The sequence below is a fragment of the Kineococcus anabasis genome, assembly GCF_054590795.1.
The window spans coordinates 562,074-586,916 of the sequence record NZ_BAAIHU010000009.1 but is presented as its reverse complement, the minus strand read 5'-3'; the positions used below and the strand labels follow the sequence as shown (position 1 = coordinate 586,916).

At 76.1% G+C, this 24,843-nt stretch carries 23 protein-coding genes and 3 pseudogenes; 18 read left to right on the top strand and 8 right to left on the bottom strand.

All coding sequences use genetic code 11. The features are described from left to right. Window positions 1–642 (bottom strand): annotated as a pseudogene (locus ACYQBY_RS17280) (cation:dicarboxylate symporter family transporter); the annotation flags it as partial. 5 nt (window positions 643–647) lie between these two features. Continuing rightward, window positions 648–1,574: pseudogene (locus tag ACYQBY_RS17275) on the bottom strand (cation:dicarboxylate symporter family transporter); the annotation flags it as partial. A 200-nt stretch (window positions 1,575–1,774) separates the two neighbouring features. Between ACYQBY_RS17275 and ACYQBY_RS17270 the strand changes: the two are divergent. After that, window positions 1,775–2,647, top strand: coding sequence for an SMP-30/gluconolactonase/LRE family protein (locus ACYQBY_RS17270; protein WP_459645093.1), 873 nt, complete (start codon window positions 1,775–1,777; stop codon window positions 2,645–2,647). A 39-nt stretch (window positions 2,648–2,686) separates the two neighbouring features. Here ACYQBY_RS17270 and ACYQBY_RS17265 read toward each other — a convergent pair whose 3' ends face one another. Next, window positions 2,687–3,145 (bottom strand): MerR family transcriptional regulator, encoded by a 459-nt coding sequence (locus ACYQBY_RS17265; protein WP_459645124.1) that lies wholly within the window; start codon window positions 3,143–3,145, stop codon window positions 2,687–2,689. Between the two features lie 163 nt (window positions 3,146–3,308). Next, a complete protein-coding gene (locus ACYQBY_RS17260; RefSeq protein WP_459645123.1) occupies window positions 3,309–3,797 on the bottom strand; it encodes an inorganic diphosphatase in 489 nt (162 codons plus the stop codon). 172 nt (window positions 3,798–3,969) lie between these two features. Between ACYQBY_RS17260 and dacB the strand changes: the two genes are divergently transcribed. From dacB to ACYQBY_RS17210, 10 genes are all read left to right on the top strand, one after another. Then, window positions 3,970–5,418, top strand: coding sequence for a D-alanyl-D-alanine carboxypeptidase/D-alanyl-D-alanine endopeptidase (gene dacB / locus ACYQBY_RS17255; protein ID WP_459645092.1), 1,449 nt, complete (start codon window positions 3,970–3,972; stop codon window positions 5,416–5,418). 41 nt (window positions 5,419–5,459) lie between these two features. Then, window positions 5,460–6,584, top strand: a complete 1,125-nt coding sequence (locus ACYQBY_RS17250) for a zinc-dependent metalloprotease (protein WP_459645091.1) — start codon at window positions 5,460–5,462, stop codon at window positions 6,582–6,584. 235 nt (window positions 6,585–6,819) lie between these two features. Then, entirely contained in the window at window positions 6,820–7,956 is a 1,137-nt protein-coding gene (gene tilS / locus ACYQBY_RS17245; RefSeq protein WP_459645090.1) for a tRNA lysidine(34) synthetase TilS, read from the top strand. After that, entirely contained in the window at window positions 7,911–8,462 is a 552-nt protein-coding gene (hpt, locus tag ACYQBY_RS17240; protein WP_459645089.1) for a hypoxanthine phosphoribosyltransferase, read from the top strand. Before tilS ends, hpt begins: the two co-directional genes overlap by 46 nt. A gap of 136 nt (window positions 8,463–8,598) precedes the next feature. Further along, the gene (ftsH, locus tag ACYQBY_RS17235) at window positions 8,599–10,587 is read left to right on the top strand and encodes an ATP-dependent zinc metalloprotease FtsH (RefSeq protein ID WP_459645088.1); all 1,989 of its coding nucleotides are present in this window, start codon (window positions 8,599–8,601) and stop codon (window positions 10,585–10,587) included. A 14-nt stretch (window positions 10,588–10,601) separates the two neighbouring features. Further along, entirely contained in the window at window positions 10,602–11,264 is a 663-nt protein-coding gene (folE, locus tag ACYQBY_RS17230; protein WP_459645087.1) for a GTP cyclohydrolase I FolE, read from the top strand. A gap of 1 nt (window position 11,265) precedes the next feature. Beyond that, complete coding sequence (folP, locus tag ACYQBY_RS17225; RefSeq protein WP_459645086.1) at window positions 11,266–12,147, top strand: dihydropteroate synthase; 882 nt, start codon at window positions 11,266–11,268, stop codon at window positions 12,145–12,147. Beyond that, window positions 12,144–12,566, top strand: coding sequence for a dihydroneopterin aldolase (gene folB / locus ACYQBY_RS17220; RefSeq protein WP_459645085.1), 423 nt, complete (start codon window positions 12,144–12,146; stop codon window positions 12,564–12,566). The genes folP and folB overlap by 4 nt, the downstream gene beginning before the upstream one ends. Continuing rightward, window positions 12,563–13,108, top strand: coding sequence for a 2-amino-4-hydroxy-6-hydroxymethyldihydropteridine diphosphokinase (folK, locus tag ACYQBY_RS17215; RefSeq protein ID WP_459645084.1), 546 nt, complete (start codon window positions 12,563–12,565; stop codon window positions 13,106–13,108). Before folB ends, folK begins: the two co-directional genes overlap by 4 nt. Next, window positions 13,105–13,587 carry a DUF3180 domain-containing protein gene (locus tag ACYQBY_RS17210; protein ID WP_459645083.1) on the top strand — a complete coding sequence of 161 codons (483 nt, stop codon included), beginning with the start codon at window positions 13,105–13,107 and terminating at the stop codon, window positions 13,585–13,587. The genes folK and ACYQBY_RS17210 overlap by 4 nt, the downstream gene beginning before the upstream one ends. 27 nt (window positions 13,588–13,614) lie before the next feature. Here ACYQBY_RS17210 and ACYQBY_RS17205 read toward each other — a convergent pair whose 3' ends face one another. Next, the gene (locus ACYQBY_RS17205; RefSeq protein WP_459645082.1) at window positions 13,615–14,808 is read right to left on the bottom strand and encodes an ABC transporter ATP-binding protein; all 1,194 of its coding nucleotides are present in this window, start codon (window positions 14,806–14,808) and stop codon (window positions 13,615–13,617) included. Between ACYQBY_RS17205 and ACYQBY_RS17200 the strand changes: the two genes are divergently transcribed. From ACYQBY_RS17200 to ACYQBY_RS17180, 5 genes and pseudogenes are all read left to right on the top strand, one after another. Beyond that, window positions 14,782–15,531, top strand: coding sequence for an ABC transporter permease (locus ACYQBY_RS17200; protein ID WP_459645081.1), 750 nt, complete (start codon window positions 14,782–14,784; stop codon window positions 15,529–15,531). The two genes, ACYQBY_RS17205 and ACYQBY_RS17200, sit on opposite strands and share 27 nt — an antisense overlap. Continuing rightward, a complete protein-coding gene (locus ACYQBY_RS17195; protein WP_459645080.1) occupies window positions 15,528–16,292 on the top strand; it encodes an ABC transporter permease in 765 nt (254 codons plus the stop codon). The genes ACYQBY_RS17200 and ACYQBY_RS17195 overlap by 4 nt, the downstream gene beginning before the upstream one ends. Before the next feature lie 89 nt (window positions 16,293–16,381). Further along, a complete protein-coding gene (locus tag ACYQBY_RS17190; RefSeq protein ID WP_459645079.1) occupies window positions 16,382–17,371 on the top strand; it encodes an ABC transporter substrate-binding protein in 990 nt (329 codons plus the stop codon). A gap of 76 nt (window positions 17,372–17,447) precedes the next feature. Further along, entirely contained in the window at window positions 17,448–17,948 is a 501-nt protein-coding gene (locus ACYQBY_RS17185; RefSeq protein ID WP_459645078.1) for a PH domain-containing protein, read from the top strand. Continuing rightward, a pseudogene (locus ACYQBY_RS17180) lies at window positions 17,945–19,360 on the top strand (PH domain-containing protein); the annotation flags it as partial. The gene ACYQBY_RS17185 and the pseudogene ACYQBY_RS17180, both read left to right, overlap by 4 nt. Before the next feature lie 150 nt (window positions 19,361–19,510). Here ACYQBY_RS17180 and ACYQBY_RS17175 read toward each other — a convergent pair. Beyond that, entirely contained in the window at window positions 19,511–20,980 is a 1,470-nt protein-coding gene (locus ACYQBY_RS17175) for a SulP family inorganic anion transporter (RefSeq protein ID WP_459645077.1), read from the bottom strand. A gap of 254 nt (window positions 20,981–21,234) precedes the next feature. Here ACYQBY_RS17175 and ACYQBY_RS17170 point away from each other — a divergent pair, with 254 nt between their 5' ends. Next, window positions 21,235–22,095 carry an SDR family oxidoreductase gene (locus ACYQBY_RS17170; protein WP_459645076.1) on the top strand — a complete coding sequence of 287 codons (861 nt, stop codon included), beginning with the start codon at window positions 21,235–21,237 and terminating at the stop codon, window positions 22,093–22,095. Window positions 22,096–22,193: 98 nt separating this feature from the next. Here ACYQBY_RS17170 and ACYQBY_RS17165 read toward each other — a convergent pair whose 3' ends face one another. Further along, window positions 22,194–22,367 (bottom strand): hypothetical protein, encoded by a 174-nt coding sequence (locus ACYQBY_RS17165; RefSeq protein ID WP_459645075.1) that lies wholly within the window; start codon window positions 22,365–22,367, stop codon window positions 22,194–22,196. Between the two features lie 140 nt (window positions 22,368–22,507). Then, the gene (locus ACYQBY_RS17160) at window positions 22,508–23,233 is read right to left on the bottom strand and encodes a methyltransferase domain-containing protein (RefSeq protein ID WP_459645074.1); all 726 of its coding nucleotides are present in this window, start codon (window positions 23,231–23,233) and stop codon (window positions 22,508–22,510) included. Window positions 23,234–23,562: 329 nt separating this feature from the next. Between ACYQBY_RS17160 and ACYQBY_RS17155 the strand changes: the two genes are divergently transcribed. After that, window positions 23,563–24,735, top strand: a complete 1,173-nt coding sequence (locus ACYQBY_RS17155; RefSeq protein WP_459645073.1) for a glycosyl hydrolase — start codon at window positions 23,563–23,565, stop codon at window positions 24,733–24,735. Window positions 24,736–24,843 lie beyond the last annotated feature (108 nt).

Here is a 24,843-nt window from a genome sequence, read left to right as displayed (position 1 = left end):
CGTCCAGGCGCCGATGACGAGGGTGGCCACGGCGTTGCCGGTGAAGTTGGTGACGGCGCGGGCCTCGGACATGAAGCGGTCGATGCCCACGATGAGCCCGACCCCGTCCAGCAGGTCCGGGCGGTGGCTGGACAGGCCCCCGGCCAGGGTGGCCAGGCCGGCGCCGGTGACCCCGGCCGCGCCCTTGGAGGCGATGATCATGAAGACGAGCAGGGAGATCTGCTCCCCGATGCTCAGCGGGTCGCCCAGGGCGTTGGCGATGAACAGCGAGGCCATCGTCAGGTAGATCGCGGTGCCGTCGAGGTTGAAGGAGTACCCCGTCGGCACCACGATCCCCACGGTGGGGCGGGAGACCCCGGCGTGCTCCATCTTCGCGATGAGGCGGGGCAGGGCCGTCTCGGAGGAGGAGGTCCCCACGATGAGCAGGTACTCCCGCCCCAGGTAGCGGAACAGCCGGAAGATGGACAGCCCCGTGGTCAGGCGAAGGAGGGTGCCGAGCACGACCACCACGAAGATCAGGCAGGTGGCGTAGAAGCCGCCCATCAGCCAGGCCAGGGAGACCAGCGCGTCCACGCCGGTGGCGCCCACGACCGCGGCGATCGCGCCGAAGGCCCCGAGGGGGGCCACCCACATGATCATCGCCANGTCGGCACCACGATCCCCACGGTGGGGCGGGAGACCCCGGCGTGCTCCATCTTCGCGATGAGGCGGGGCAGGGCCGTCTCGGAGGAGGAGGTCCCCACGATGAGCAGGTACTCCCGCCCCAGGTACTTCAGCAGCTTGAAGATCGACACCCCGGTGACCACCTTCAGCAGCACCCCGAGGACCACGAAGATGAAGATCGCGCAGGTGGCGTAGAAGCCGCCCATCAGCCAGGCCAGGGAGACCAGCGCGTCCACGCCGGTGGCGCCCACGACCGCGGCGATCGCGCCGAAGGCCCCGATGGGGGCCACCCACATGATCATCGCCAGGACCTTGAAGATGACGCGCTGCGCGGCGCCGATCGCGGCCAGCGGGCCCTGACCCCGCTCGCCCAGGGCCTGGATGGCGAAACCGACCAGCAGCGCCACGAACAGCGCCTGCAGCACCTCGCCGGAGACCAGGGCGGAGACCAGCGTCTCGGGGATGATGCCGAGCAGGAACTCGGTGGTCGAGGCCGCCTCCCCGGCGCGCTCCCGGCCCGCGTCCCGCACCTCGTCGGTCAGGGACAGCTCCGTGGTGGGGAGCACGTTGCCCACCACCAGGCCGATGACCAGCGCGAACGACGACATCACCAGGAAGTACACGAGGGCCAGGCCGCCGACGCGGCCGACCTGCGCGGCCTGGCGCACCGAGCCGATGCCCAGCACGATCGTGCAGAAGATGATCGGCGCGATCATCATCTTGACCAGCGCGACGAACCCGTCGCCCAGCGGTTTCAGCTCCGTGGCCACGTCCGGTGCGAGCAGGCCCACGGCGATGCCGAGCGCCACCGCCACCAGGACGCTGAGGTAGAGCAGGTGCGTGCGGTCCCTGCGCGCCGGAGCGGCGGGGTCGGTGGGACCGGGACCGGCGGGACGGGCGGTGGAGTTCACGGGCAACCTCCTGCGGCGTCGTCCGGCGCAACCCCCTCGTGCGCCGCCTGGACGCGCCCGAGTCTGGGGGGTCCGCGGGAGACGGCGCCACGGGGCGCGCGGGGGAGCCGGTTCCCGATCGTGCCGGACGAGCCGGTTCCCGGCCGGTGCCGGACGAGCCGGTTCCCGGCCGGTGCCGCCGGACGCCTAGGGTGTGGCCCGTGTCGACGGCTGAGCAGCTCACGGACCCGGTCGCCTACCACGCGGAGGGACCCTGCTGGTCCGCGCAGTGGGGAGGGTTGCGCTGGGTCGACATGCTCGCCGGCGACGTCCTGTCCCTCGCCGCGGACGGCACGGTCTCCCGCCGGCACGTCGGGGACGTCGCGGCCGTCGTGCGGCCCCGCGCCGGCGGCGGTGCGGTCCTCGCCGTCGAGCGCGGCTTCGCGCTGGAAGAGCCCGACGGCACCGTGCGGGCCCTGCCCGAGCTGTGGGGCCCCGAGGCGCGCGTCCGCATGAACGAGGGGGGCTGCGACCCCGACGGGCGTCTCTACGTCGGCTCCATGGCCTACGACCAGGGCGAGGGCCGCGGGGACGGGCGCGGCTCGGTGTACCGGCTCGACCCGGACGGGTCCGTGGAGGTCGCCTGGGGCGGCGTGACCATCTCCAACGGCCTCGGCTTCAGCCCCGACGGCTCGCGCGCCTACTACGTCGACACCCCCACGGGCCGCATCGACGTCCTGGACTACGACCCCGCCGCCGGGCTCACCGGCCGCCGGCCCCTCGTGCAGGTCACCGACCACGGCCCCGGGCACCCCGACGGGCTCACCGTCGACGCCGAGGGCTACGTGTGGGTCGCCCTCTTCGGCGGCGGGGGCGTGCGCCGCTACGCACCCGACGGCACCCTCGACGGGGTGCTCGAGGTGCCCGGCGCCTCCCAGGTCACCGCCGTCACCTTCGGCGGCGCGGACCTCGACCAGCTCTTCCTCACCACGTCCCGCGAGAACCTGCCCGAGGGCGCCGAGCCCGCCGCCGGCTCGCTGTTCACCCACCGGCCGGGTGTGCGCGGCCTGCCGGTGCTGCCCTTCGCGGGCTGAGCCCGGCGGGCCGCCCCCGCGGACCGGGACCGGCGGGGCTCAGCCCACGGCCGGGCGCGGCGGCAGCGGCGGCGGCGGGCCGGCCAGCGGCAGGGACGCCGCCTCGTCGTAGGTGCCCCCCGCCCGCAGGGCGGTCTCGGTGCGCAGCCGCTGGGCGAACTCCTCCGCCATCATCAGCCGCTCGCGCAGCTTCTCCACGCGCTGGTCCGCCGCCGCCCGGAACGCGTCCAGGCGCTCCATCAGCTCCTCGCGGGGGGTGTCGGCCTCCAGCCGCCCGTCGAGGGCGTCCAGCGTCTGCAGGAGCTCGCCCATCTCCTCCAGCGTGAAGTCCAGCGGCTTCATGCGCTTGATGACGAAGAGCCGGTACAGGTCCACCTCGGTGTACAGCCGGAAGCCGCCGGGCGTGCGCGCCGAGGGCGTCACCAGGCCCACCTCGTCGTAGTACCGGATGGTCCGCAGGCTGAGCCCCAGGCGCTCGGCCACCTCGCCGATCTGCATGCGGTCGGGCACCGCTGGCCTCCCTCCGTCGGGGGTCGTCCTCCGGTGGAGGCACCGTGCGAGGGTAGTGCCCGCAGGCGACGCCGTGCCCTGCGCCGGTGCCCCGGCGGGAACGCGCGCGGCGGGGTGGCGGCCCGGGAGGACCACCACCCCGCCGCGGTGCTCAGTGCCCGTTCTGCTTCAGGCGGTCGAACGAGTTGTGGATCTCCGCCTCGGCCTCCTCGCGCCCCACCCAGTGCGCGCCCTCCACCGACTTGCCCGGCTCCAGGTCCTTGTACGTCTCGAAGAAGTGCTGGATCTCGAGGCGGTCGAAGTCGCTGACGTCCGTCAGGTCCTGGATCTTCGCCACGCGCGGGTCACCGGACGGCACGCACAGCACCTTGTCGTCGCCGCCCGCCTCGTCGCGCATGTGGAACATGCCGATCGCGCGGCAGCGGATGAGGCAGCCCGGGAACGTGGGCTCCTCGAGGATCACGAGCGCGTCCAGGGGGTCGCCGTCCTCGCCGAGGGTGTTCTCGATGAAGCCGTAGTCGGCCGGGTAGCGCGTGGAGGTGAAGAGCATCCGGTCCAGGCGGATCCGCCCGCTCTCGTGGTCGACCTCGTACTTGTTGCGCTGACCCTTCGGGATCTCGATGGTGACGTCGAACTCCATCGGCTTGGTCACGCTGATTCCTCTCCGCGACCGTGCAGGTCGCGCTGCCGTGCGGGGCGGGTCCCAGCCCTCGCGGTGGCGCTAGTGTCCCGCACGGGGTGCGGGGACGCCGACACCCCGCCTCCCGGGCCCCCGGCGGGGCGCGGGAGCGGGACGTGCGGGGAGGTGGGCGGTGCCGGCTGTCCCGGCTCCCCGGCTGCGCCGCCCCCTGCTGCGGGCCCTCGCCGGCGCCGGTGCCGTGCTCACCGCCGCGGGCGCCTACGCCGGGCTCGACGCGGCCGACCGCGTCCCCGGCCCGCTGACCCGCAGGCCGCTGCCGACCGCCTCGCCGCTGCCCACCGCGCCCGCCGCCACCGTCCCGCCCACCCCCGCGCCCGATGTGCTGCCCGCACTGCCGGAGCAGGCCCCGCCCGCCACCCCCGAGGGCGTCGCCGCCGTCGTCGGCCCCCTCCTGGCCGACCCCGCCCTCGGGCCCAGCGTGTCGGCGTCCGTCGTCGACGCCTCCGACGGGCGCGTCCTGCTCGACCGCGGTTCCGCCGCCGCGCTGGTCCCGGCCTCGACGACGAAGATCCTCACCGCGGCCGCCGTCCTGCGCGTGCTCGGGCCGGGTGGGGTCCTCACCACCCGCGTCGTGGCCGGCGCCGCCCCCGGGGAGATCGTGCTCGTCGGGGGCGGCGACGTCCTCCTCGGCGCGGGGCCCGGTCAGCCCGGCCAGGTCCTCGGGCGCGCCGGCCTCGCCGACCTCGCCGTCGCCACCGCCGCGGCGCTGCGCGAGCAGGGGCTCACCGAGGTCGCCCTCCGCCTCGACGACACCCTCTTCGAGGGCCCGCCGGTCTCGGCCGGCTGGGCGGGCGGCGACGTGGGCAGCGGGTACGTCTCGGCGGTCACGGCGCTGGCGGTGGACTCCGGCCGGCTCCGCCCCACCCCCACCGCGCCGCGCGCCGCCGACCCCTCCCTCGCGGCGGCCACCACCTTCGCCCTGCGGCTGCGCGAGGCGGGCGTGGCCGTCACCGGCCCGCTGCTGCGCGCCCCCGCGCCCCCCGGTGCCGCGGAGCTGGCGTCCGTGCGCTCGGCGAGCGTGGCCGAGCAGGTGGAGTGGATGCTCACCACCAGCGACAACACCTCCGCCGAGGCCCTCGCGCGGGTCGCGGCCCGGCGCCTCGGCGTGCCGGCCACGTTCGACGGGGCGTCGGCCGCCGTCCGCGACGAGGTCGCCCGCCTCGGCGTGCCCGTGGACGGGGTGCACCTCGTCGGCACCAGCGGCCTCGGCGACGGCACCCGCATCCCGGCCCGCACCCTCACGGGGGTCCTCGTGGCCGCCGCCTCGGACGCGCACCCCGAGCTGCGGGCCGTGCTGACGGGACTGCCCGTCGCCGCCGTCACCGGCACCCTGCACAACCGCTTCGCCGGGCCCGGCACGGCCCCCGGCGCGGGCGTGGTGCGCGCCAAGACCGGCTCCCTGACCGGCGTCAGCGCCCTCGCGGGCGTGGTGCGCGGCGGCGAGGGGCGGCTGCTGGCCTTCGCGGTGCTCGCCGACGCCGTCGCCCCCGGCGGCACCACCACCGCGCGGCAGGCCACCGACCGCGTCGCCGCGGCCCTCACCGGCTGCGGCTGCCGCTAGGGCCCGCGGGCGCCGCCCGGCCCGGCGCGTAGCGTGACGCCATGACCGCGCCCCCCGGAGCGACCACCGGTGAGCAGGCCACCACCGAGGTGGGCTCGCTCGTCGACTTCGACCTCGCCGCGCGCACCGCGGCCTCCCTGGTCAGGCCCGGGCCCTCGGTCAGCCGGGCGCAGGCCGCCGAGACCGTCGCCGCCCTGCGGGAGAGCGCCGCCGCCGCGGTGGAGCCCGTCGCGCGGGTCGCCCGGATGCGCCGCGACCCCTCGGCCGCCGAGGAGGGCCCCGCCCTCGTCGTCGACCGCGCCTCCTGGGCCCGCGCCAACGTCGAGGGCTTCCGCGCCCTGCTGGCGCCGGTGCAGGTGCCGCTGCCCTCCTCCCGCGGGCTGCCGCTGGACCGCGCCGCCCTCGCCCTGGGCCGGCGCACCACCGGTGCCGAGCTCGGCGCGCTCCTGGCGTTCCTGTCCAGCCGCGTCCTCGGCCAGTTCGACGCCTTCACCGGAGCCGACGCGGGCGTGCCCGGCCGCCTGCTCCTCGTCGCCCCCAACGTCGTGCAGGTGGAGCGGGAGCTGAACGTGCCCCCGGCCGACTTCCGGCTGTGGGTGTGCCTGCACGAGGAGACGCACCGGCTGCAGTTCGGCGCGAACCCGTGGCTGCGCCGCTGGGTCCTCGACGAGGCGCGCGGCCTCGCCGCGGACGTCCTCTCGCAGCCGCGGGCGTTCGCGGAGCGGCTCCAGGACGTCACGCGCCGGCTGCCGCAGGCGCTGCGCGGCGGCGCGGACACCCCCGCCGGCGGGCTGCTGGACCTGCTGCAGTCGCCCGCGCAGCGCACCCGGGTGCGCTCCCTGGTGGCGGTGATGTCCCTGCTGGAGGGCCACGCGGACGTGGTGATGGACGACGTGGGCCCGCAGGTGGTGCCGACGGTCGCGCAGATCCGCGAGCGGTTCACCCAGCGCCGGCGCGGCCGGGGCTCCCTGGACCAGCTCACCCGCCGGCTCCTCGGCCTCGACGCGAAGACGCGGCAGTACGCCGACGGGGCGCGGTTCGTGCGCGGTGTGGTGGCCTCCGTGGGCGTGGACGGCGCGAACGCGGTCTGGCAGGGGCCGGAGCAGCTGCCGACCCCCGCGGAGATCGCCGACCCCGCCGCCTGGGTCCGCCGCGTCCACGGGTGAGCGGCCCGCGCGGCGGGGACCCCCGCACGCGGGGGGTGTCCGCGGTCGCACCGGGTGGCGGGGACGTTCTGCCGCGCGACACCGGCGTGTCGCCCGCGCGACGTCCCCCTCGACGTGTGCGCGCCGGGTGGTGGGGACGTTGTGCCGCGCGACACCGGCGTGTCGCCCGCGCAACGTCCCCGCGGACGTCCCCGCGGACGTCCCCGCGGACGTCCCTGGGGCCGGGGGAACGCGGGTGAGCGGGCCGCCGCCGGCCACCGCCGCGGTGCGCCGGGCGGTGCGGGAGGACCTGGCGCGGCTGGCCGCGGCGGGCGGCTGCTCCGGACGGGTGGTCCTCGTGGCCTGCAGCGGGGGCGCCGACTCCCTGGCGCTGGCCGCCGCAGCCGCCTTCACCGCGCCCCGCGCGGGCTTCGCCGCGGGGGCGGTGCTCGTCGACCACAGGCTGCAGGCCGGCTCCGCGGACGTGGCGGCGGCCGCCGCGGCGTCGTGCCGCGGCCTGGGCCTGGACCCGGTCGACGTCGTGCGCGTCGCCGTGGGCACCCGCGGTGGCCCGGAGGCCGCGGCCCGCGAGGCGCGCTACGCGGCGCTGGAGGAGGTGGCCGCCGCCCGCGGCGCCGGCGCGGTGCTGCTCGCGCACACCCTGGACGACCAGGCCGAGACCGTGCTGCTGGGCCTGGCCCGGGGCTCCGGTGCCCGCAGCCTCGCCGGCATGGCGCCCGTGCGGGGCCGCTGGCGCCGGCCGCTGCTGGAGGTGCCGCGCTCCGTGGTGCGCGCGGCGTGCGCGGAGGCGGGCCTGGTGCCGTGGGAGGACCCCGCCAACGCCGACCCCGCCCTGGCCCGCTCCCGGGTGCGGCACGCCGCGCTGCCCGCGCTGGAGGAGGCCCTGGGCCCCGGGGTGGCGGGCGCGCTGGCCCGCACCGCCCGGGCGCTGCGCGACGACGCCGACGCCCTCGACGCCCTCGCCGCCTCGCTGGCCGGGCGCCTGCTGCGCCGGGAGCGGGACGGGGCGGTGTCGGTGGCGGTGGCGGACCTGCTGGAGCAGCCCGCGGCGCTGCGGCGGCGGCTGCTGCACGGGCTCGCCCTGGCGGGTGGCGCACCGGCGGGGGCGCTGGGCGCCGTGCACGTCGACGCGGCGGAGGCGCTGCTGCTGCGCTGGCGCGGGCAGGGCCCGGTGGCGCTGCCGGGCGGTGCGGGGCTGGGCAGGTCGTGTGGCAGGCTGCGGGTGGAGCCCCCCGCAGGAGCCGCCGACGTGGGCGACGCCGCCGGGCAGGGCCCGACGGGACCAGCGCGGGACGAAGCCGCCGGACGCAGCCGAGGAGGCACGGGTTGGACGCCGAGGACGCCGGGACGGACCTCGCCAGGGTCCTGCTGACGAAGGAGCAGATCAGCGCGCGCGTGGCGGAGCTCGCCGCGGAGCTGGACCGCGACTACGCCGGGCAGGACGTGCTGCTGGTGGGTGTCCTCAAGGGCGCCGTGATGATCATGGCGGACCTGTCGAGGGCGATGACCATCCCCGTCGCGATGGACTGGATGGCGGTCAGCTCCTACGGCTCCGGCACCCGCTCCTCCGGCGTCGTGCGCATCCTCAAGGACCTCGACGCGGACATCTCCGGGCGGCACGTGCTGGTGGTGGAGGACATCATCGACTCCGGCCTGACGCTGTCGTGGCTGCTGTCCAACCTCTCCTCCCGGGAGCCGGCGTCGGTGCGCGTGTGCACGCTGCTGCGCAAGCCGGAGGCCGCGAAGGTCGAGGTGGACGTGGCCTACGTCGGCTTCGACATCCCCAACGAGTTCGTCGTGGGCTACGGGCTGGACTACGCGGACCGCTACCGCAACCTCGACGCCGTCGGCACCCTCGCCCCGCACGTCTACAGCTGAGGACGGTTCCCGGCGCGGAACCGGTGACCGCGGGGGGACGTTGGGCTGAACAGCGTCGGTCGCCGTGCGTGCGTGCGGTGTACCGTCGTGCCAACTACGTGCTAGCAGGAGGGACGGGGGTCGCCCCCCTCGACTGATGTCCAATCTCAAGCGCCTCTTCCGCGGCCCGGCGATGTGGATCGTCCTCGCCGTGACCCTCGTGATCGTGGCGATGTCCTTCGTCGCGAACAGCGGCACGGCCGAGGTGTCCACGACGAAGGCGATCCAGCTCGTCCGCGAGGACCGGGTCGAGAAGGTCACGCTGACGGACAACGAGCAGCGGATCGACCTCACCCTCAAGTCCGGCCAGACCGAGCAGGGGGCCTCCAAGGTCCACTCCTACTACATCTACCAGCGCGGCGACGCGATCCTGGAGGAGCTGCGGCTCAACCCGCCGCCCGGTGGCGTGACGGACGAGGTGCCGCGCGCGGGCATCCTCCAGACGCTGCTGTTCTCCATCGCGCCGTTCATCATCCTGCTGCTCCTCTTCTGGTTCCTCATGGGCCAGATGCAGGGCGGCGGCAACCGGGTCATGAACTTCGGCAAGTCCAAGGCGAAGATGGTCTCCAAGGACACCCCCAAGGTGACCTTCGCGGACGTCGCGGGCGCCGACGAGGCCGTCGAGGAGCTGCACGAGATCAAGGAGTTCCTCTCCGAGCCGGCGAAGTTCCAGGCGGTCGGCGCGAAGATCCCCAAGGGTGTGCTGCTGTACGGCCCGCCCGGCACCGGCAAGACGCTCCTGGCACGCGCGGTGGCCGGTGAGGCGGGGGTGCCCTTCTACTCCATCTCCGGCTCCGACTTCGTGGAGATGTTCGTCGGCGTCGGCGCCAGCCGGGTCCGCGACCTGTTCGAGCAGGCCAAGACCAACGCCCCGGCCATCGTCTTCGTCGACGAGATCGACGCCGTCGGCCGGCACCGCGGCGCGGGCCTCGGCGGCGGGCACGACGAGCGCGAGCAGACGCTGAACCAGCTCCTCGTGGAGATGGACGGCTTCGACGTCAAGGCCAACGTCATCCTCATCGCGGCGACCAACCGCCCCGACATCCTCGACCCGGCCCTGCTGCGCCCGGGCCGCTTCGACCGGCAGATCGCGGTGGAGGCCCCGGACATGGACGGGCGGGAGAAGATCCTGCGCGTGCACTCCAAGGGCAAGCCGATGGCCCCTGACGTGGACCTGCGCGGCGTGGCCCGGCGCACCCCCGGCTTCACCGGTGCCGACCTGGCCAACGTGCTGAACGAGGGCGCGCTGCTCACGGCCCGCGCCAACGCCGCCGTCATCGACGACCGCGCCCTCGACGAGGCCATCGACCGCGTCATGGCCGGGCCGCAGAAGCGCACGCGCCGGATGAACGAGAAGGAGCTGAAGGTCACCGCGTACCACGAGGGCGGCCACGCCCTCGTCGCGGCGGCCCTGCCCAACACGGACCCGGTCACGAAGGTCACGATCCTGCCGCGCGGCCGCGCCCTCGGCTACACGATGGTGCTGCCGCAGGAGGACAAGTACTCCACGAGCCGCAACGAGATCCTCGACCAGCTCGCCTACGCCCTCGGTGGCCGCGTCGCGGAGGAGCTCGTCTTCCACGACCCCACCACGGGTGCCTCCAACGACATCGAGAAGGCCACGAACCTGGCCCGCAAGATGGTCACCCAGTTCGGCATGAGCGAGCGCATCGGGGCCATCAAGCTCGGCTCGGGCACCAGCGAGGTCTTCCTCGGCCGCGACATGGGCCACGAGCGCGACTACTCCGAGGAGGTCGCGGGCATCGTCGACGAGGAGGTCCGCCGCCTCATCGAGGCCGCCCACGACGAGGCGTGGGAGATCCTCGTGGAGCACCGGCAGGTCCTCGACGACCTCGTCGTGGCGCTGCTGGACCGGGAGACCCTCAACCGCGAGGAGCTCGCCGAGATCTTCGCCCCGGTCGTCAAGCGCCCGGCGCGGCCGGTGTGGCTGTCCAGCACCCGCCGCGAGGTCTCCAGCATCCCGCCGGTGCTGGGGCCGGCGGAGCGCCGCTCCGCCGCCGCCAACGGCCACGCCAACGGGTTCCAGGCCCCGGTGCACGGCTTCGGCCAGCACGAGCAGTCCTGACCCCCGGGCGGTCCGTGCACCGCCCGACCCGGACACCGCAAGCAGGAGCGACGACCATCGACAGCACCACCACCGGCGGGGCCGGCGCACCGGGCACGCCCGGCGCCCGGCCCCGTTTCGACGGCCCCCGGGCCGAGGCCGCCGTGCGCGAGCTGCTGCTCGCCATCGGCGAGGACCCCGAGCGCGAGGGCCTGCGCGACACCCCGGCGAGGGTGGCGCGCTCCTACGCGGAGATGTTCGGGGGGCTGTGGCAGGACCCCGCGGACGTCCTCGTCACCGACTTCGGCCTCGAGCACGACGAGCTCGTCCTGGTCCGCGACATCGAGGTGCAGTCGATGTGCGAGCACCACCTGCTGCCGTTCCACGGCGTCGCGCACGTCGGGTACATCCCCGGCGAGCACGGGCGGGTGACGGGCCTGTCGAAGCTGGCCCGCCTCGTCGACGTCTACGCCCGCCGCCCGCAGCTGCAGGAGCAGCTCACCACCCAGGTCGCGGACGCGCTGGTGAAGCAGCTGCACCCGCGCGGGGCGATCGTGGTGGTGGAGTGCGAGCACTTCTGCATGAGCTACCGCGGGGTGCGCAAGGACGGTGCCCGCACGGTGACCTCCGCGGTGCGCGGCGCGCTGCGCAACCCCGCTACCCGCGCGGAGGCGATGAGCCTCATCGTGGGGCGCTGAGGTGGGCGGGTCCCCGCAGGAGCTGCTGGTCCCCGGCCGCTGCCGCGTCGTGGGCGTCCTCAACGTCACCCCGGACTCCTTCTCCGACGGCGGCCGCTGGGCGGGCACCCGCGCCGCCGTCGCCCACGGCCTCGCGATGACCTCCGCCGGCGCGGACGTCGTCGACGTGGGCGGGGAGTCCACCCGTCCCGGCGCGCAGCGCGTCGACGCCGCCGAGGAGGCCCGGCGGGTCCTGCCCGTCGTGGCGGAGCTGGCCGCCGCGGGGGTCGCGGTCAGCGTGGACACGATGCGCGCCGACGTCGCGCTCGCGGCGGTGGAGGCGGGCGCGGTCCTCGTCAACGACGTCAGCGGCGGGCTCGCGGACCCGGGGATGGCGGCGGCCGTGGCGGGCACCGGTGCGGTCTTCGTCGTCTCGCACTGGCGCGGGCACAGCGACGTCATGAACTCCCTGGCGACGTACTCCGACGTGGTGGCGGAGGTGGTGGCCGAGCTGGGCGCCGCGCGCGGGCGGGCCGTGGCCGCGGGGGTCGACCCCGGGCGCATCGTGCTGGACCCCGGCCTGGGTTTCGCGAAGGCCGGCGGGCACGACTGGGCCCTGCTGCGCTCCCTGGACGTGCTGCGCGACCTCGGGCACCCGGTGCTCGTCGGCGCCTCCCGCAAGCGCTTCCTCGGCGCGCTGCTGGCCGGCCCGGACGGCACGCCCCCGCCACCGGAGGCGCGGGACACCGCGACCGCCGCGGTCACGGCGCTGGCCGCGCACGCCGGCGCCTGGGGGGTGCGGGTGCACGACGTGGCGTCCTCCGCGGCGGCGGTGCGGGTGGCGCACGCCTGGGGCGCCCCGGGTTCCGCCGCACCGCGCGCTGGGACAGGATTCCCGGCGTGAGCACCATCGACTCCGCGCCCGCCGTGCCCGACGCCGCCGGGAACCCGCTGGACCGCATCGTCGTGCGGGGCCTGGCCGCCACCGGGTACCACGGCGTGCTCGAGGAGGAGCGCCGCACGGGGCAGCCGTTCTCCGTGGACGTCGCGCTGCACCTGGACACCCGCGCGGCGGCCGCGGGGGACGACCTCGGCGCGACGGTCGACTACGGGGTCCTGTCGCAGCGGGTGGTGGCCGTCCTGGCGGGGGAGCCCGTCGCCCTCCTGGAGACCCTCGCGCAGCGCGTGGCGGACGTCTGCCTGGAGGCGGCGGCGGTGCAGGCCGTCGACGTGGTCGTGCACAAGCCGCAGGCCCCGATCCCGGTGCCGTTCGCGGACGTGGAGGTCGCCGTGCGCCGCACCCGCGCGGCGGTGGCCTCGTGACCACCGACGTGACCACCGGCGTCCCCGTCCCCGCCGCCGTGCGCCCGGCCGTGCTGGCGCTGGGCACGAACCTCGGCGACCGCGCCGGGACGCTGCGCTCCGCCGTCCGCGCCCTCGCCGCCCTCCCTGGCGTGCGCGTGCGGGCCGTCTCCCCGGTCGTGGAGACCGACCCCGTGGGCGGCCCCGCGCAGCCCGACTACCTCAACGCCGTCGTCCTCGTGGACACCGAGCTGTCGCCGCCGGCGCTGCTCGACGCCTGCCAGCAGGTGGAGGCCGCGCACGGGCGGGACCGCTCCGCGGCGGCCGCGCGCTGGGGGGCGCGCACCCTCGACGTGGACGTCGTCGACCACGGGGGCCTCACCGTGTCCGGTGAGCGCCTCACGCTGCCGCACCCGAGGGCGCACGAGCGGGCGTTCGTCCTCGTGCCGTGGCTCGCGGTGGACCCGGCCGCGGTCCTGCCCGGCCCCGGCGGCGGGCCGGTCGCGGACCTGCTCGCGGCGCTCGGCGGCGACGGCGTGCGCCCGACGGAGGTGGCGCTGTGAGGCCCACGCAGTGGTCCCGCCTGCTCGGGGTGGCCGCGGTCGCCGGCGCCCTCACCTGGGCGACGCTGCGGGCGTGGTCGGTGCAGGGCGGCACGGAGCCACCGCTGCTGTGGACCACCGTGGTCGCGCTGGTGCTCATCGCGGTGGTCGTCGCCGGGGCGGGCTGGCCGGTGCGGCAGTGGGTCCGGGGCGACCGCGCCCGGCGCATCGACGCCCTGCGGGCCGCGCGCACCGCGGTGCTGGGCAAGGCGTCGGCGTACGCGGGGGCGCTGCTGGCCGGCTGGTTCGGCGGGCAGGCGGCGCACTACGCGGGGACGTTCGAGATCCTCGCGCGGCGGGACCGGATGTGGCTGGCGGTGGCGGCGGTCGTGGCCTCGCTGCTCATGGTCGTCGCGGGCCTGCTCGTGGAGCGCTGGTGCCGGGTCCCGCGCGACGACCGCCAGGGGCAGCGCGAGCCCGCCGGGGATCCGCGCGACTGAGGCCCGCCCGTCCGGCGCAGCGGCGCCTCAGGCCGCGCCGGCCTCCTGCGGCACGCCGGCGCGCAGCGCGGAGTGCACCACGTCCGGGGTCAGGATGCCCACGTACCGCTCGCCGTCCAGCACGGGCAGCCAGCGCTGGTCCTGCGCCAGCAGCGCGGAGAAACCCGTGCGCAGCGTCTCCGACTGCTGGATCGTCTCCCCGAAGGGCCGCAGCCACTCCCCGACGGTGCCGTGCTCGTGCCCCGCGCGCATCGCCTCCGTCAGGGCCCCGCGGCTCACCCAGCCCAGCAGGTGCACCTGGTCCGTGTCGAGCACCACCCCCCAGGAGCGCCCGTCGATCTCCAGCGCCGTCGCGGCGTACGCCACCCCGTCCCCGGGGGACAGGGGCGTCGGCCGCTCCAGGTCCTCCGCGCGGATCGGCGTGACGGCCAGGCGGCGCAGCCCGCGGTCGGAGCCGATGAAGCGCACCACGAACTCGTTGTGCGGCGTGGACAGCAGCGTCGCCGGGTCGGAGAACTGCTCCAGCACCCCGCCGGCGGAGAACACCGCCACGCGGTCGGCGACCTTCACCGCCTCGTCGAGGTCGTGGGTGACGAACAGGACCGTCTTGCGCAGCTCGTGCTGGATGCGCAGGAACTCGTTCTGCAGGTGCTCGCGGACCACGGGGTCCACCGCCCCGAACGGCTCGTCCATGAGCAGCACCGGCGGGTCCGCCGCCAGCGCGCGCGCCACGCCCACGCGCTGCTGCTGCCCCCCGGACAGCTCCGAGGGCAGGCGGGTCGCGTACTCCGCGGGCGGCAGGCCCACCAGCTCCAGCAGTTCGTCGGCCCGGCGCCGCCACTGCCGGGAGTCCCAGCCGAGCAGCCGCGGCACGGTCCCGACGTTGGTCCGCACGTCCAGGTGCGGCAGCAGGCCCGCGCCCTGGATGACGTAGCCGATGCCGCGGCGCAGCTGGACCGGGTCGGCGGCGGTGACGTCCTGCCCGTGCAGGTGGACGGTCCCGCCGGTGGGCTCCACGAGGCGGTTGACCAGCCGCAGGATGGTGGACTTGCCGCACCCGGAGGGCCCGACGAGGGCGACGACCTCGCCCTGCCGGACGGCCATCGTGAGGTCCCCGACGGCGAGCGTTCCGTCGGGGTACTGCTTGCGGACGCCGTGGAGACGGATCGCGGCGTCACCGGTAGCGTCAGCCGCGTGATCCTCGGGAGTCTCGGCGCTCATGTGGGAACTCTCGCCGAGGGTTGCCTGGTGCGCAACGAGTGGCTCTGCGGGGAGTACCTGTCCTCCCGGCGGGACGAGCTCCTGGCGGCGACCTGGGACCACACCGAGATCACCGTGCTGAGCGTGGTGCTCGGGGCGGTGGTGGCGTTCCCGCTGGCCCTGCTGGCCCGCAGGTGGCGCCCGGTGCGGGGCCTGCTGCTGGGGTCCTCCACGCTGCTGTACTCGATCCCGTCGCTGGCGCTGATCCCGGCGATGGTGCCGTTCACGGGGCTGACCCGCTGGACGGTGGTGGTGCCGCTCGTCCTGTACTCCCTGGCGGTGCTGCTGCGCAACATCCTCGCCGGCCTGGACGGCGTCCCGGCGTCGGTGGTCGAGGCCGCCCGCGGGATGGGTTTCGGGCGGGCGCGGCTGCTGCTGGGGGTGGAGCTGCCGCTGGCCCTGCCGACGATCGTGGCGGGCCTGCGCGTGGCGACCGTCTCCACCGTCGCGATGACGACCGTGGGCGGTCTCGTGGGCTTCGGCGGCCTGGGCACGCTGCTGCTGCAGGGGCAGCAGTCGGACTTCCGGGCGCAGGTCCTGGTCTGCGCCGTCCTCGTGGTGCTGCTCGCGGTCGTGGCGGACCTGGTGCTGCTCCTGCTGCAGCGCCTCGTCGGGCGGCGGCGGCGCTCGCGGGCACCGGCGCGGGCGGCGGAGCCGTTCCTGCCGCTCGGGGAGCCGGCGTGAGCGCCGGGCAGGGGTGGGTCGGTTCCGTCTCGGGGTACCTGCTGGACCCGGCGAGCTGGAGCGGGCCGGCCGGGCTGGGGGTGCGCCTGCAGGAGCACGTCGTCCTCAGCGGGGTGTCGGTGCTGCTCGCGGCCGTGCTGACGCTGCCGCTGGCGGTGGTGCTGGGGCACGCGGGGCGGGGCGGGGGCCTGGCGGTGGCCCTCGGCAACGTCGGGCGGGCCGTGCCGGTGCTGGCCCTGGTGGCGCTGCTGTTCATGCTGCCGGCGCCGCTGGGGCCGGGGAACCTCTCGGTGGTGCTGGCGCTGACGCTGTTCGCGCTGCCCCCGCTGCTGACGAACGCCTACGTCGGCGTGCGGGGCGTGGACCGGGCCGCGGTGGAGGCGGCGCGGGGGATGGGCATGAGCGGCGCGCAGGTGCTGCTGCGGGTGGAGGTGCCGCTGGCGATGCCGCTGATCCTGACCGGGGTGCGGCTGGCGGCGCTGCAGACGGTGGCGACGGCGTCGGTGGCGGGCATGGTCGCCGGCCCGGGTCTGGGGCGGATCGTCAGCGAGGGGTTCGTGACGTACGAGCCGAGCCGCTACCTGGGGGCGGCGCTGCTCATCGCGGCGCTGGCGCTGGCGGTGGAGGGCCTGCTGGGGCTGGTGCAGCACCTCGTGGAGCGGCGCCGGCGGGGCGGGCGCCGCACCCCGCCGGGAGCGCAGGAGCCGGCGCGAGCCCCCGGGACCGGTCGTGTCGGCGCGATGGGGTTCACTGACGCCTGACAGCAGCGCGGGCGTCCGGGGCACCGCCCGGCCCGCCCTCGCCGGACACGCGTGGCCTGCGGGTCACGGGACACAGAAGGCGGTTCCCCGTGGACATCCCCCTGCACCACCCCCTCCGGCGCCACCCCCTCCGGCGCCGTGCCCTCCTGGCCTGCGCGGCGGCGGGCCTGCTCCTGCCGGCGTGCTCCAGCCCCGGGGAGGTCTCCGGGGCGCCGGGGGCCGAGGGCTCGGCCTCCTCCTCCGCCGCGGGCGGCGAGGTGGTCGTCGGCGGCTCCTCGGCCAGCGAGATGCAGATCCTGCAGAACGTCTACGCGGAGCTGCTGCGCGCCGAGGGCCTCACGGTCACCATCAAGCCGGCGGGCGAGCGCGCCGTCTACGCGAAGGCGCTGGAGTCCGGTGAGGTGGACGTCGTCCCCGAGTACGCCGCGTCGCTGGCGGAGTACCTCAACAAGACGCAGAACGGGGAGTCCGCCGCCCCGATCGCCTCCTCCGACGTCACCGCGACGGTGGCGGCGGCGCAGCCGCTGGCGGAGAAGACCGGCCTGCGGCTGCTGGAGCCCGCGCAGGCCCGCAACTCCAACGGCTTCTACGTCACGGAGGCGTTCGCCGCGGAGAAGCGGGTGACGACGCTCAGCGGGCTCGCCGCGCTCGGGCAGCCCGTGACGATCGCCGCCGGGGACGACTGCGTGGAGAACACGTTCTGCCAGCCGGGCCTGGAGACGACGTACGGCCTGCAGGTGGCCGGTGTCACGGGCGACCCGTACGGCAGCGCGTCGGGGAAGCAGAAGGTCCTCTCCGGTGCGGCGCAGGTCGGGCTGACCGGCACCACCGACGGCACCCTGGCCGCGCAGGGCCTGGTGCTGCTGGAGGACGACAAGGGGCTGCAGGCCGCCGACAACCTCGTGCCCGTCGTGAACGCGCAGGACGCCGCGGACCCGAGGATCGCGCAGGCGCTGAACGCCCTGGCGCCGGTGCTGACCACCGAGGACCTCGCGCGGATGAACGTCGAGGTGGACGGGGAGCGCAAGAAGCCGGCGGACGTGGCGAAGGCGTACGTGGCGGAGAAGGGGCTCGTCTGACGGCCTCCCGGCCCGCCGGTTCCCCCTCCGCCCTCGGGGGGATCACGCGGTGCAGGCGCTCTGGCACGCTGTGCGCGTGACGTCGCCGAGCGAGTCCCCGGAACCGTTCGACCCCCCGGGCGTGGTGTGGAGCCGGCTGTCGCCGCGTCTGGTGACGGCCCGCCGTCTGGTCGGCACGATCGTCTGCGCCGTGCCGTTCGCCGGTCTCGCCGTGCTGGCGGTGCTGGTGCACCCGTGGTTCTGGGCCGGTGCCGCCGCGGTGGTGCTGCTGGAGCTGTGGGAGTGGTGGCTGATCGGCCGCCAGGTGCCCGCCTGGGGGTACGCCGAGCGCGACGACGACCTCCTCGTGCGGCACGGCCTGCTGTTCCGCAAGCTGGTGGTCGTGCCGTACGGGCGGATGCAGTACGTGGACGTCAAGGCGGGGCCGCTGGAGCGCCGCCTCGGCATCGCCACCCTGCAGCTGCACACCGCCTCCGCCTCCACCGACGCGGTGATCCCGGGTCTGGCGCCGGCGGAGGCCGCGCGGCTGCGGGACCGCCTCGCCGCGCGCGGCGAGGCGAGGCTGGCGGGCCTGTGAGCACCGAGGCCACCGGCGCCCCTGCCGACGGGGGGCAGGGTGCCGGGTCCGCGGGTGAGCCGGTCCTGGACCGGGTGCCCGTGCAGACCCTGGAGGCCGCCACCGGGGAGAGCCTGGACGAGGCCACCCGCGAGGTCCTCGCGGACGGGGGCTGGCGGCGGCTGCACCCGGTCACCCCGGTGCTGCGCGGCTGGAAGACCATCGCCGTGGTCCTGGCCCTGCTCGTGCACCAGAACCTGACGCACCTCGGCGACGTGCGCGACCTGCGGCTGCCCTCGTGGGCGCTGGTCCTGGCGGTCCTCGGCGGGCTGGTGCTGCTGGCGCTGCTGAGCACCGGCTGGGCGGTGCTGGCGTGGCGGCGCACCCGCTACCGGATCGACGCCGACGCCGTGCAGCTGGAGACGGGCGTGCTCTTCCGCCAGCAGCGCCGCGCGCAGCTGGACCGCCTGCAGGCCGTCGACGTGGTGCGCCCGCTGCTGGGGCGGATGTTCGGCCTCGCGGAGCTGCGGCTGGAGGTCGCCGGCGGCATCGGCGGCGGCGCGGTGAAGCTGGCGTACCTGCGGGAGGCGGAGGCGCAGCGGGTGCGCAACGCGCTGCTGGCCGCCGCGGCGGGCGTCCGCTACGGCGAGGACCAGGAGGTGCCGGAGGCCCCCGAGCGCACGGTCGTCGAGGTGCCGGTGCAGCGCCTGGTGCTGTCGATCCTGCGCTCGGGGATGTCGGTGGCCGTGGTGCTGGCGGCCGCGGGGGTCGTCACGGCGGCGGTCGTCGGTGCGCGCTTCGATGCCGTGTTCGCGGCGCTGGCGGGTGTGCTGCCGCTGGCCGTGGGCGTGCTGGGCGCGGCGTGGCAGCGCTTCTCGCGGGGGTTCGGCTTCTCGGTGGCGCAGTCGCCGGACGGCCTGCGCCTGCGGCGCGGGCTGCTGGAGCACCGCTCGCAGACGGTCCCGCCGGGGCGGGTGCAGGCGCTGCGCATCTCCCAGCCGCTGCTGTGGCGGGGCGCGGACTGGTGGCAGGTGCACGTGAACGTCGCCGGGTACGGCGTGATGGAGACCGCGGGCGGGCAGGACGCGACGCTGGTGCTGCCGGTGGGGACGCGGGAGGAGCTGGCCCGGGTGCTGGCGGTCGTGCTGCCCGACCTGGGCACGCGGGAGCCGGCGCTGGAGGTGGTCTCCGCGGGCCTGACGGGCCGGGACCGCGACGGCGGGTTCACCCCGGCGCCCCGGGCGGCGCGGTGGCTGGACCCGGTGGGGTGGCGCCGGCTCGGGTTCCGGGTCACCGACCGCGTCTTCCTGGCGCGGGCGGGGGTGCTGCGCCGCTCCCTGGTGGTGGTGCCGCACGAGCGGACGCAGAGCCTGGCGATGCGGCAGGGGCCGTGGCAGCGGCGGCTGGGCCTGGCGAGCGTGGTCCTGCACTCCACGCCCGGACCGGTCTCGCCGCAGGTGGCGCACCTGGCCGCCGGGGTCGCGGCCGCGCTGCTGCAGGAGCAGGCGGTGCGGGCGCGCACCGCGCGGGCGGCGGCGGGGCCGGAGCGGTGGATGGAGCGCGTCCCGGAGCGGGCTGCCGGCTCAGCCGCCGCCGAGGTGCCCGGCGAGGCGGGTGTGCATGGCGGCGCTGGCCTCGTTGAGGCCGGTGATCTCGACGGACTTGCCGCGCGTGGCGTACTTGGTGGTGATGGCGTCGAGGGCGGCGACCGTTGAGGCGTCCCACACGTGGGAGCGCGACAGGTCCACGACGACCCGCTCGGGGTCGCCGTCGTAGTCGAACTGGTGGACGAGGTCGTTGCTGGAGGCGAAGAACAGCGCCCCGTCCACGGTGTAGACGCGGCGGCCGTCGGGGTCGGTGTGCCCGGTGACGGTGACGAGGTGCGCCACGCGGCGGGCGAAGAGCACCGCCGCGACGAGGACCCCGACGACGACGCCGATGGCGAGGTTGGACGTGGCCACGACGACGGCGACGGTGGAGAGCATCACGAGGGTCTCGCTGCGGGGCATCCGGCGCAGGGTCGCGGGGGCGACGGAGTGCCAGTCGAAGGTGGCGACCGACACCATGATCATGACGGCGACGAGGGCGGCCATGGGGATGGCGGCCACCACGTCGCCGAGCACGACGACGAGGACGAGCAGGAAGGCCCCCGCGAGGAACGTGGACAGCCGGGTCCGCGCCCCGGACACCTTCACGTTGATCATCGTCTGCCCGATCATGGCGCAGCCGCCCATGCCCCCGAAGAGGCCGGTGACGACGTTCGCGACGCCCTGCCCCCAGGACTCGCGGGTCTTGTCCGAGCCGGTGTCGGTGATGTCGTCGACGAGCTTGGCCGTCATGAGCGACTCCATGAGCCCGACGAGGGCGAGCCCGACGGCGTAGGGCGCGACGACGGCGAGCGTCTCCCACGTCCAGGGCACGTCGGGCAGCAGCAGCGTGGGCAGGCTGTCGGGCAGCGCGCCCTCGTCGCCGACGTCCGGCACGGCCACCCCGGCCGCCGCGGTCACGGCCCCGAGCACGACGATCGCCACGAGCGGTGCGGGGACGGCGGTGGTGAGCCTCGGCAGGAACACCATGAGCGCGATGCCCGCCGCGACGAGGGCGTGGACCGCCGGGGGAGCGCCCACGAGGTGGGGCAGCTGGGCGAGCAGGATCAGGATCGCCAGCGCGTTGACGAAGCCCACCATGACGCTGCGCGGCACGAACCGCATGAGTCGTGCGACGCCGAGGGCGGCGAGGGCGATCTGCACCAGGCCGCCGAGCACGACGGCCAGGAGCAGGTGGTCGAAGCCGTGGGAGGCCACGAGCGGGGCCACGACGAGGGCGACGGCCCCGGTGGCGGCGCTGATCATGGCGGGCCGGCCACCCAGGACGGCGGTGGTGACGGCCATGGTGAACGAGGCGAACAGCCCGGCACGGGGGTCCACGCCGGCGATGACCGAGAAGGAGATCGCCTCGGGGATCAGCGCGAGCGCGACGACGAGGCCGGCGAGGACCTCGGTGCGCAGGACCGCGGGGGTCAGCCGGGTGCGGTGGGGGGCGGTGCGTGCCACGCGGCGCGTCGTCCGTTCCGTCGGGGGGGCGGTTCCGTGGTCGGTCGTGCGGTCGTGCGGTCGTGCGGTCGCGGCGGGGCCGACCGCAGGGCCCGTGCCGGTCGGGAACTCTACCGTCGCGGAAGGGTGGCGACCGGTGCTGCGCCGGACCCGCACCGCCCGTCCTGCCGTCGCCGGCCAGCGCTGGCGGGCCCGGCACCCAGCCCCCACAGTGGGCGCGGGGCCGCACCCGGCGGCCGGTGCGGAGGTTTCCCGTGGGTCCCGTCCAGCGCTCCAGCCCGGCTGATCGCGACCTGAGCGGCCTGGTGGTGCTCGTCACGGGCGCCAGCGCCGGCGTGGGGCGCGCCACGGCCCGCCGCCTCGCGCAGGCCGGTGCCGTCGTCGTCGGCTGCGCCCGCGACCCCGAGCGGCTGCACGCGGCCGCGGCGGAGATCGGCATGGAGGCCGTGCCCTGCGACGTGCGCGACGCCGGTGCGCGCCGGGCGCTGGTGGAGGAGGTGCTGGCCCGGCACGGGCGCGTCGACGTCCTCGTCAACAACGCCGGCATCGGCTGGGAGGGCCTGGTCGAGGACATGGCCGCCGACGACGTGGAGCACGTCGTGCAGACCAACGTCACCGCGGTCCTGGACCTGACCCGGCTCGTCCTGCCGTCCATGCTGGAGCGCCGCGACGGCGACGTCGTGATGATCTCCTCGGCGGCGGCGTTCGTCGCCCTGCCGCCGCTGACCGTCTACAGCGCCACGAAGTGGGCCGTCCAGGGGTTCGTGCAGGGGGTGCGCCGGGAGGTGCGCACCCGCGGTGTGCGCGTGCACAGCGTCAACCCGGGGTTCGTGCGCACCGAGTGGCTCTCGCGCTCGATGGGCCACCGTCCCACCGAGGACGAGCCGGGCCTGCGCCCCTCGCCGGGGGTCGCACCCGAGCGGGTGGCCGAGGCCGTCGCGCGGACCCTGCGGCGCCCGGCCTCGCGCACGGTGTCGGTGCCCCGGGTGATGGGGCTCTCGCGGCTGGCGTCGGTGCAGCCGCTGCGCTCGGTGGTGGACGCCGTCTCCTCGCGCACCGCGGCCGCGGCGGCCCGCGGGGCGCGCCGCACCGCCCGGGAGCGGACGCCGGGGTGAGACCGCGGCCCGGCGCCCCGGGTGGGCGGGGACGCCGGGCCGGGGTGCCGGGCAGCCGTGTCGCGCGGGGGTGCCGGGCGGGGGCGCCAGGGGTGACGTCAGGGGCGGGGGCCCGGGCGGCGCTGGCCGAGGCGGGTGGCGACCTGCTGGATGCGCGCGCGGGCCTTGGGGTCGGCGGCGATCCGCTGCGCCCGGCGCACGGCCTCACCGGTCAGGCGGCGCCCCTGGGGCGTCGACAGGAACTTCGAGATCTTGGCGGCGAATCCGGCCATGGCGGTGTCCTCCTCGTGTGCACCCGCGGGCGGGGGACCGGCGTGGCGGGCGGGTGCCACCACACCGGTCGAACGGCTGTGGTGGTCAGCATGGTTCCGCACCCGGTGCCCGGGCGCCCGTCGGGACACCGGGCGGGTGCTCAGGCGGGTGCCCGGTCCCTGCGCAGCACCACGGCGATGTCGGTGACGGTGAACAGGAAGCGCCCGGCGGCCGCGAGCCGTCGCAGCTCCTCCACCCAGCCCGCCGCCCGCGCGGCCAGGGCGGGGTCGTCGGAGACGGCGGCGAGGACGCCGGTGGCGACCTTCCACGCCACGGAGCCCACGTCGAAGCGCCGGTGCGGGTCGGCCCAGGAGTGCACCGACTCCACGGTCAGGCCGCTGGCGTCGGCGTAGCGCAGCAGCTTGCGCCCGGCGAAGCCGTCGACCCGCCCGCCGGCGGTGGGGGAGTGCGCGACCCAGTGGTCGATGAGGGTGCGGGTGAGCCGGTCGTCCGCGCTGGAGAACAGGGCGGTGTCCCAGTCGCTGTGGGCGAGCACGAACCGGCCGCCCGGGCGCAGGACGCGCTCGACGTCGGCGAGGTGGGCCGCGGGGTCGGCGAGGTGCTCCAGGGTGTTCACGGAGGCGGCGGCGTCCAGGCTGGCGCCGGGCAGCGGCAGCGGGCCGTCCAGGTCGGCGATGTGGGCGCGCACCCGCGCGTCGAGCAGGAGGTCGTCGTCGAGGGTGGCGGCCACGTCCACCGCGTGGACGAGGGCGGCGGGGGAGTCGAGCAGCACGCGGGTGAGGCGCCCGGGTCCGCAGCCGAGGTCGGCGACGACGGACCGCGGTCCCGGCTGGGCGAGTCTTGCCACGTTCTCGAACCGTCCCACGCCCCCGAGCGTAGGGGGAGGAGCCACCGCCGGCGCCTGGTCGGGGGGCTGCACCGTACGTGAAGTGCTCGTCGCACGGCGTCGCCACGCAGGCCCGTCCGCGTGAATTCCCTGCGCCGATCCGGGGAAGAACGCCCCGTCCAACCCTCACGTAGCGTGCGAGTCGCCGGAGCCGACCTAGCATGGCGGTCCACGCCGGAACGGGTCGCGGGGGGTCCGCACCGGCGTCCCGGTGGGCGCGCGGCGGGACCGCGCAGGCCGCGGCGGGGAGCGCACGGAGCGCGGGCGTCGTGGGGCGGCAGGCCGCACGGCACACGAGGGGGGCGGACATGGACACCAGCACGACGGCTCGGCCGCGGCACGCGAGCGCCGAGGTCCCCACGCCGCGCAGGCGGCGCGGCAGGCTCGTCGCCGGCGCCCTGGCGCTGGTGCTGGCCGGCGGGGCGGCGGGCTGGACCGCCCGCGGTGCGCTCGACCCCGCCCCGCCCGCCGCCCCGAACCCCGGTGCCGCCCAGGCCCCCTCCCAGGGTGCCGCGCCGTCGTGGATGCCCAACCCGCACGTGCCCGCCGCCGAGCGCGACACCAAGTGGACCTGCACGCAGACGCACACCGTCTCCGACGTCGCCGCCTTCGAGCAGTACCTCGGCCGCCCGGTCGACTGCGTCGTCGTCTTCAGCACCGACAAGGACTGGGGCACCCTGACCCTGCCGTGGTTCGCGGTGAACTCCCCCGAGGGCAAGGACTGGGGCGCCTGGGTCGGCGAGGCACCCGAGGAGCGCACGCTCGTCATCTCCCAGTCGCTGGTGCCCAACGAGCCCCCGTCCGACTGGCGGGCGCGCGGTGCCGCCGGGGAGTACGACCGCTACTGGCGCCAGTTCGGCCAGACCCTCGTCGACGAGGGCCTCGGCCGCTCCGTCATCCGCCTCGGGTGGGAGTTCAACGGCGACTGGTACGAGAACCACTACGTCGGCGCGAGCGCCGAGGAGCGGGAGCAGTGGAAGGAGTACTGGCGCCGCGCGGTGCGGGCGCTGGAGGTCCCCGGCTCGCAGTTCGAGATCGACTTCAACCTCGCCGAGGGGCTGCAGAACTCCGTCGCCGTCGCCGAGCTGTACCCCGGTGACGAGTACGTCGACATCATCGGCGTCGACGTCTACGACTCCTACCTCGCGCCCATCGACCCCTCGGCCCGCAACCAGGCGCGCAACGCCAAGGAGAACGGCGTCGCCGACCTCGTCGCGTTCGCCCGCGAGCACGACAAGCCGCTCAGCCTGCCCGAGTGGGCCATGGTCTCCCCGGACAGCGGCACGCAGGGCGGCGGCGACAACCCCGTCTTCATCGACCAGATGGCCGACTTCGTGCGCGACAACCCGGTGCGCTACCAGGGCTACTTCAACGTGCCGGACGGCGGCGTCGGCATGACGCTGGCCGACGCGCCGCAGGGCTCGGCGCGCTTCCTGGAGCGCTTCGGCCCCTCGGGCGACGCGGCACCGACCGGCTCGTGAGGGCGGTTACCCTCGTGGCCGCCTTCGTCAGCGCGCGCCCCGCGGGGTGCCCCGTGCCCAGGGATGGTGCCGTGCCCCTCGAGTGTCCGACCCTCCCGCGGGGACGTG

Coding starts and splice junctions, on each gene's coding strand:
- ACYQBY_RS17265 (WP_459645124.1), bottom strand. CDS start 3,145: ATGCAGATCGGCGAGGTGGCCGAGCGCCTGGGGCTCAGCCTGCGGACC.
- ACYQBY_RS17260 (WP_459645123.1), bottom strand. CDS start 3,797: ATGGAGTTCGACGTCACCATCGAGATCCCGAAGGGTCAGCGCAACAAG.
- ACYQBY_RS17250 (WP_459645091.1), top strand. CDS start 5,460: ATGACCGCGCCCCCCGGAGCGACCACCGGTGAGCAGGCCACCACCGAG.
- ftsH (WP_459645088.1), top strand. CDS start 8,599: ATGTCCAATCTCAAGCGCCTCTTCCGCGGCCCGGCGATGTGGATCGTC.
- ACYQBY_RS17205 (WP_459645082.1), bottom strand. CDS start 14,808: ATGAGCGCCGAGACTCCCGAGGATCACGCGGCTGACGCTACCGGTGAC.
- ACYQBY_RS17165 (WP_459645075.1), bottom strand. CDS start 22,367: ATGGCCGGATTCGCCGCCAAGATCTCGAAGTTCCTGTCGACGCCCCAG.
- ACYQBY_RS17155 (WP_459645073.1), top strand. CDS start 23,563: ATGGACACCAGCACGACGGCTCGGCCGCGGCACGCGAGCGCCGAGGTC.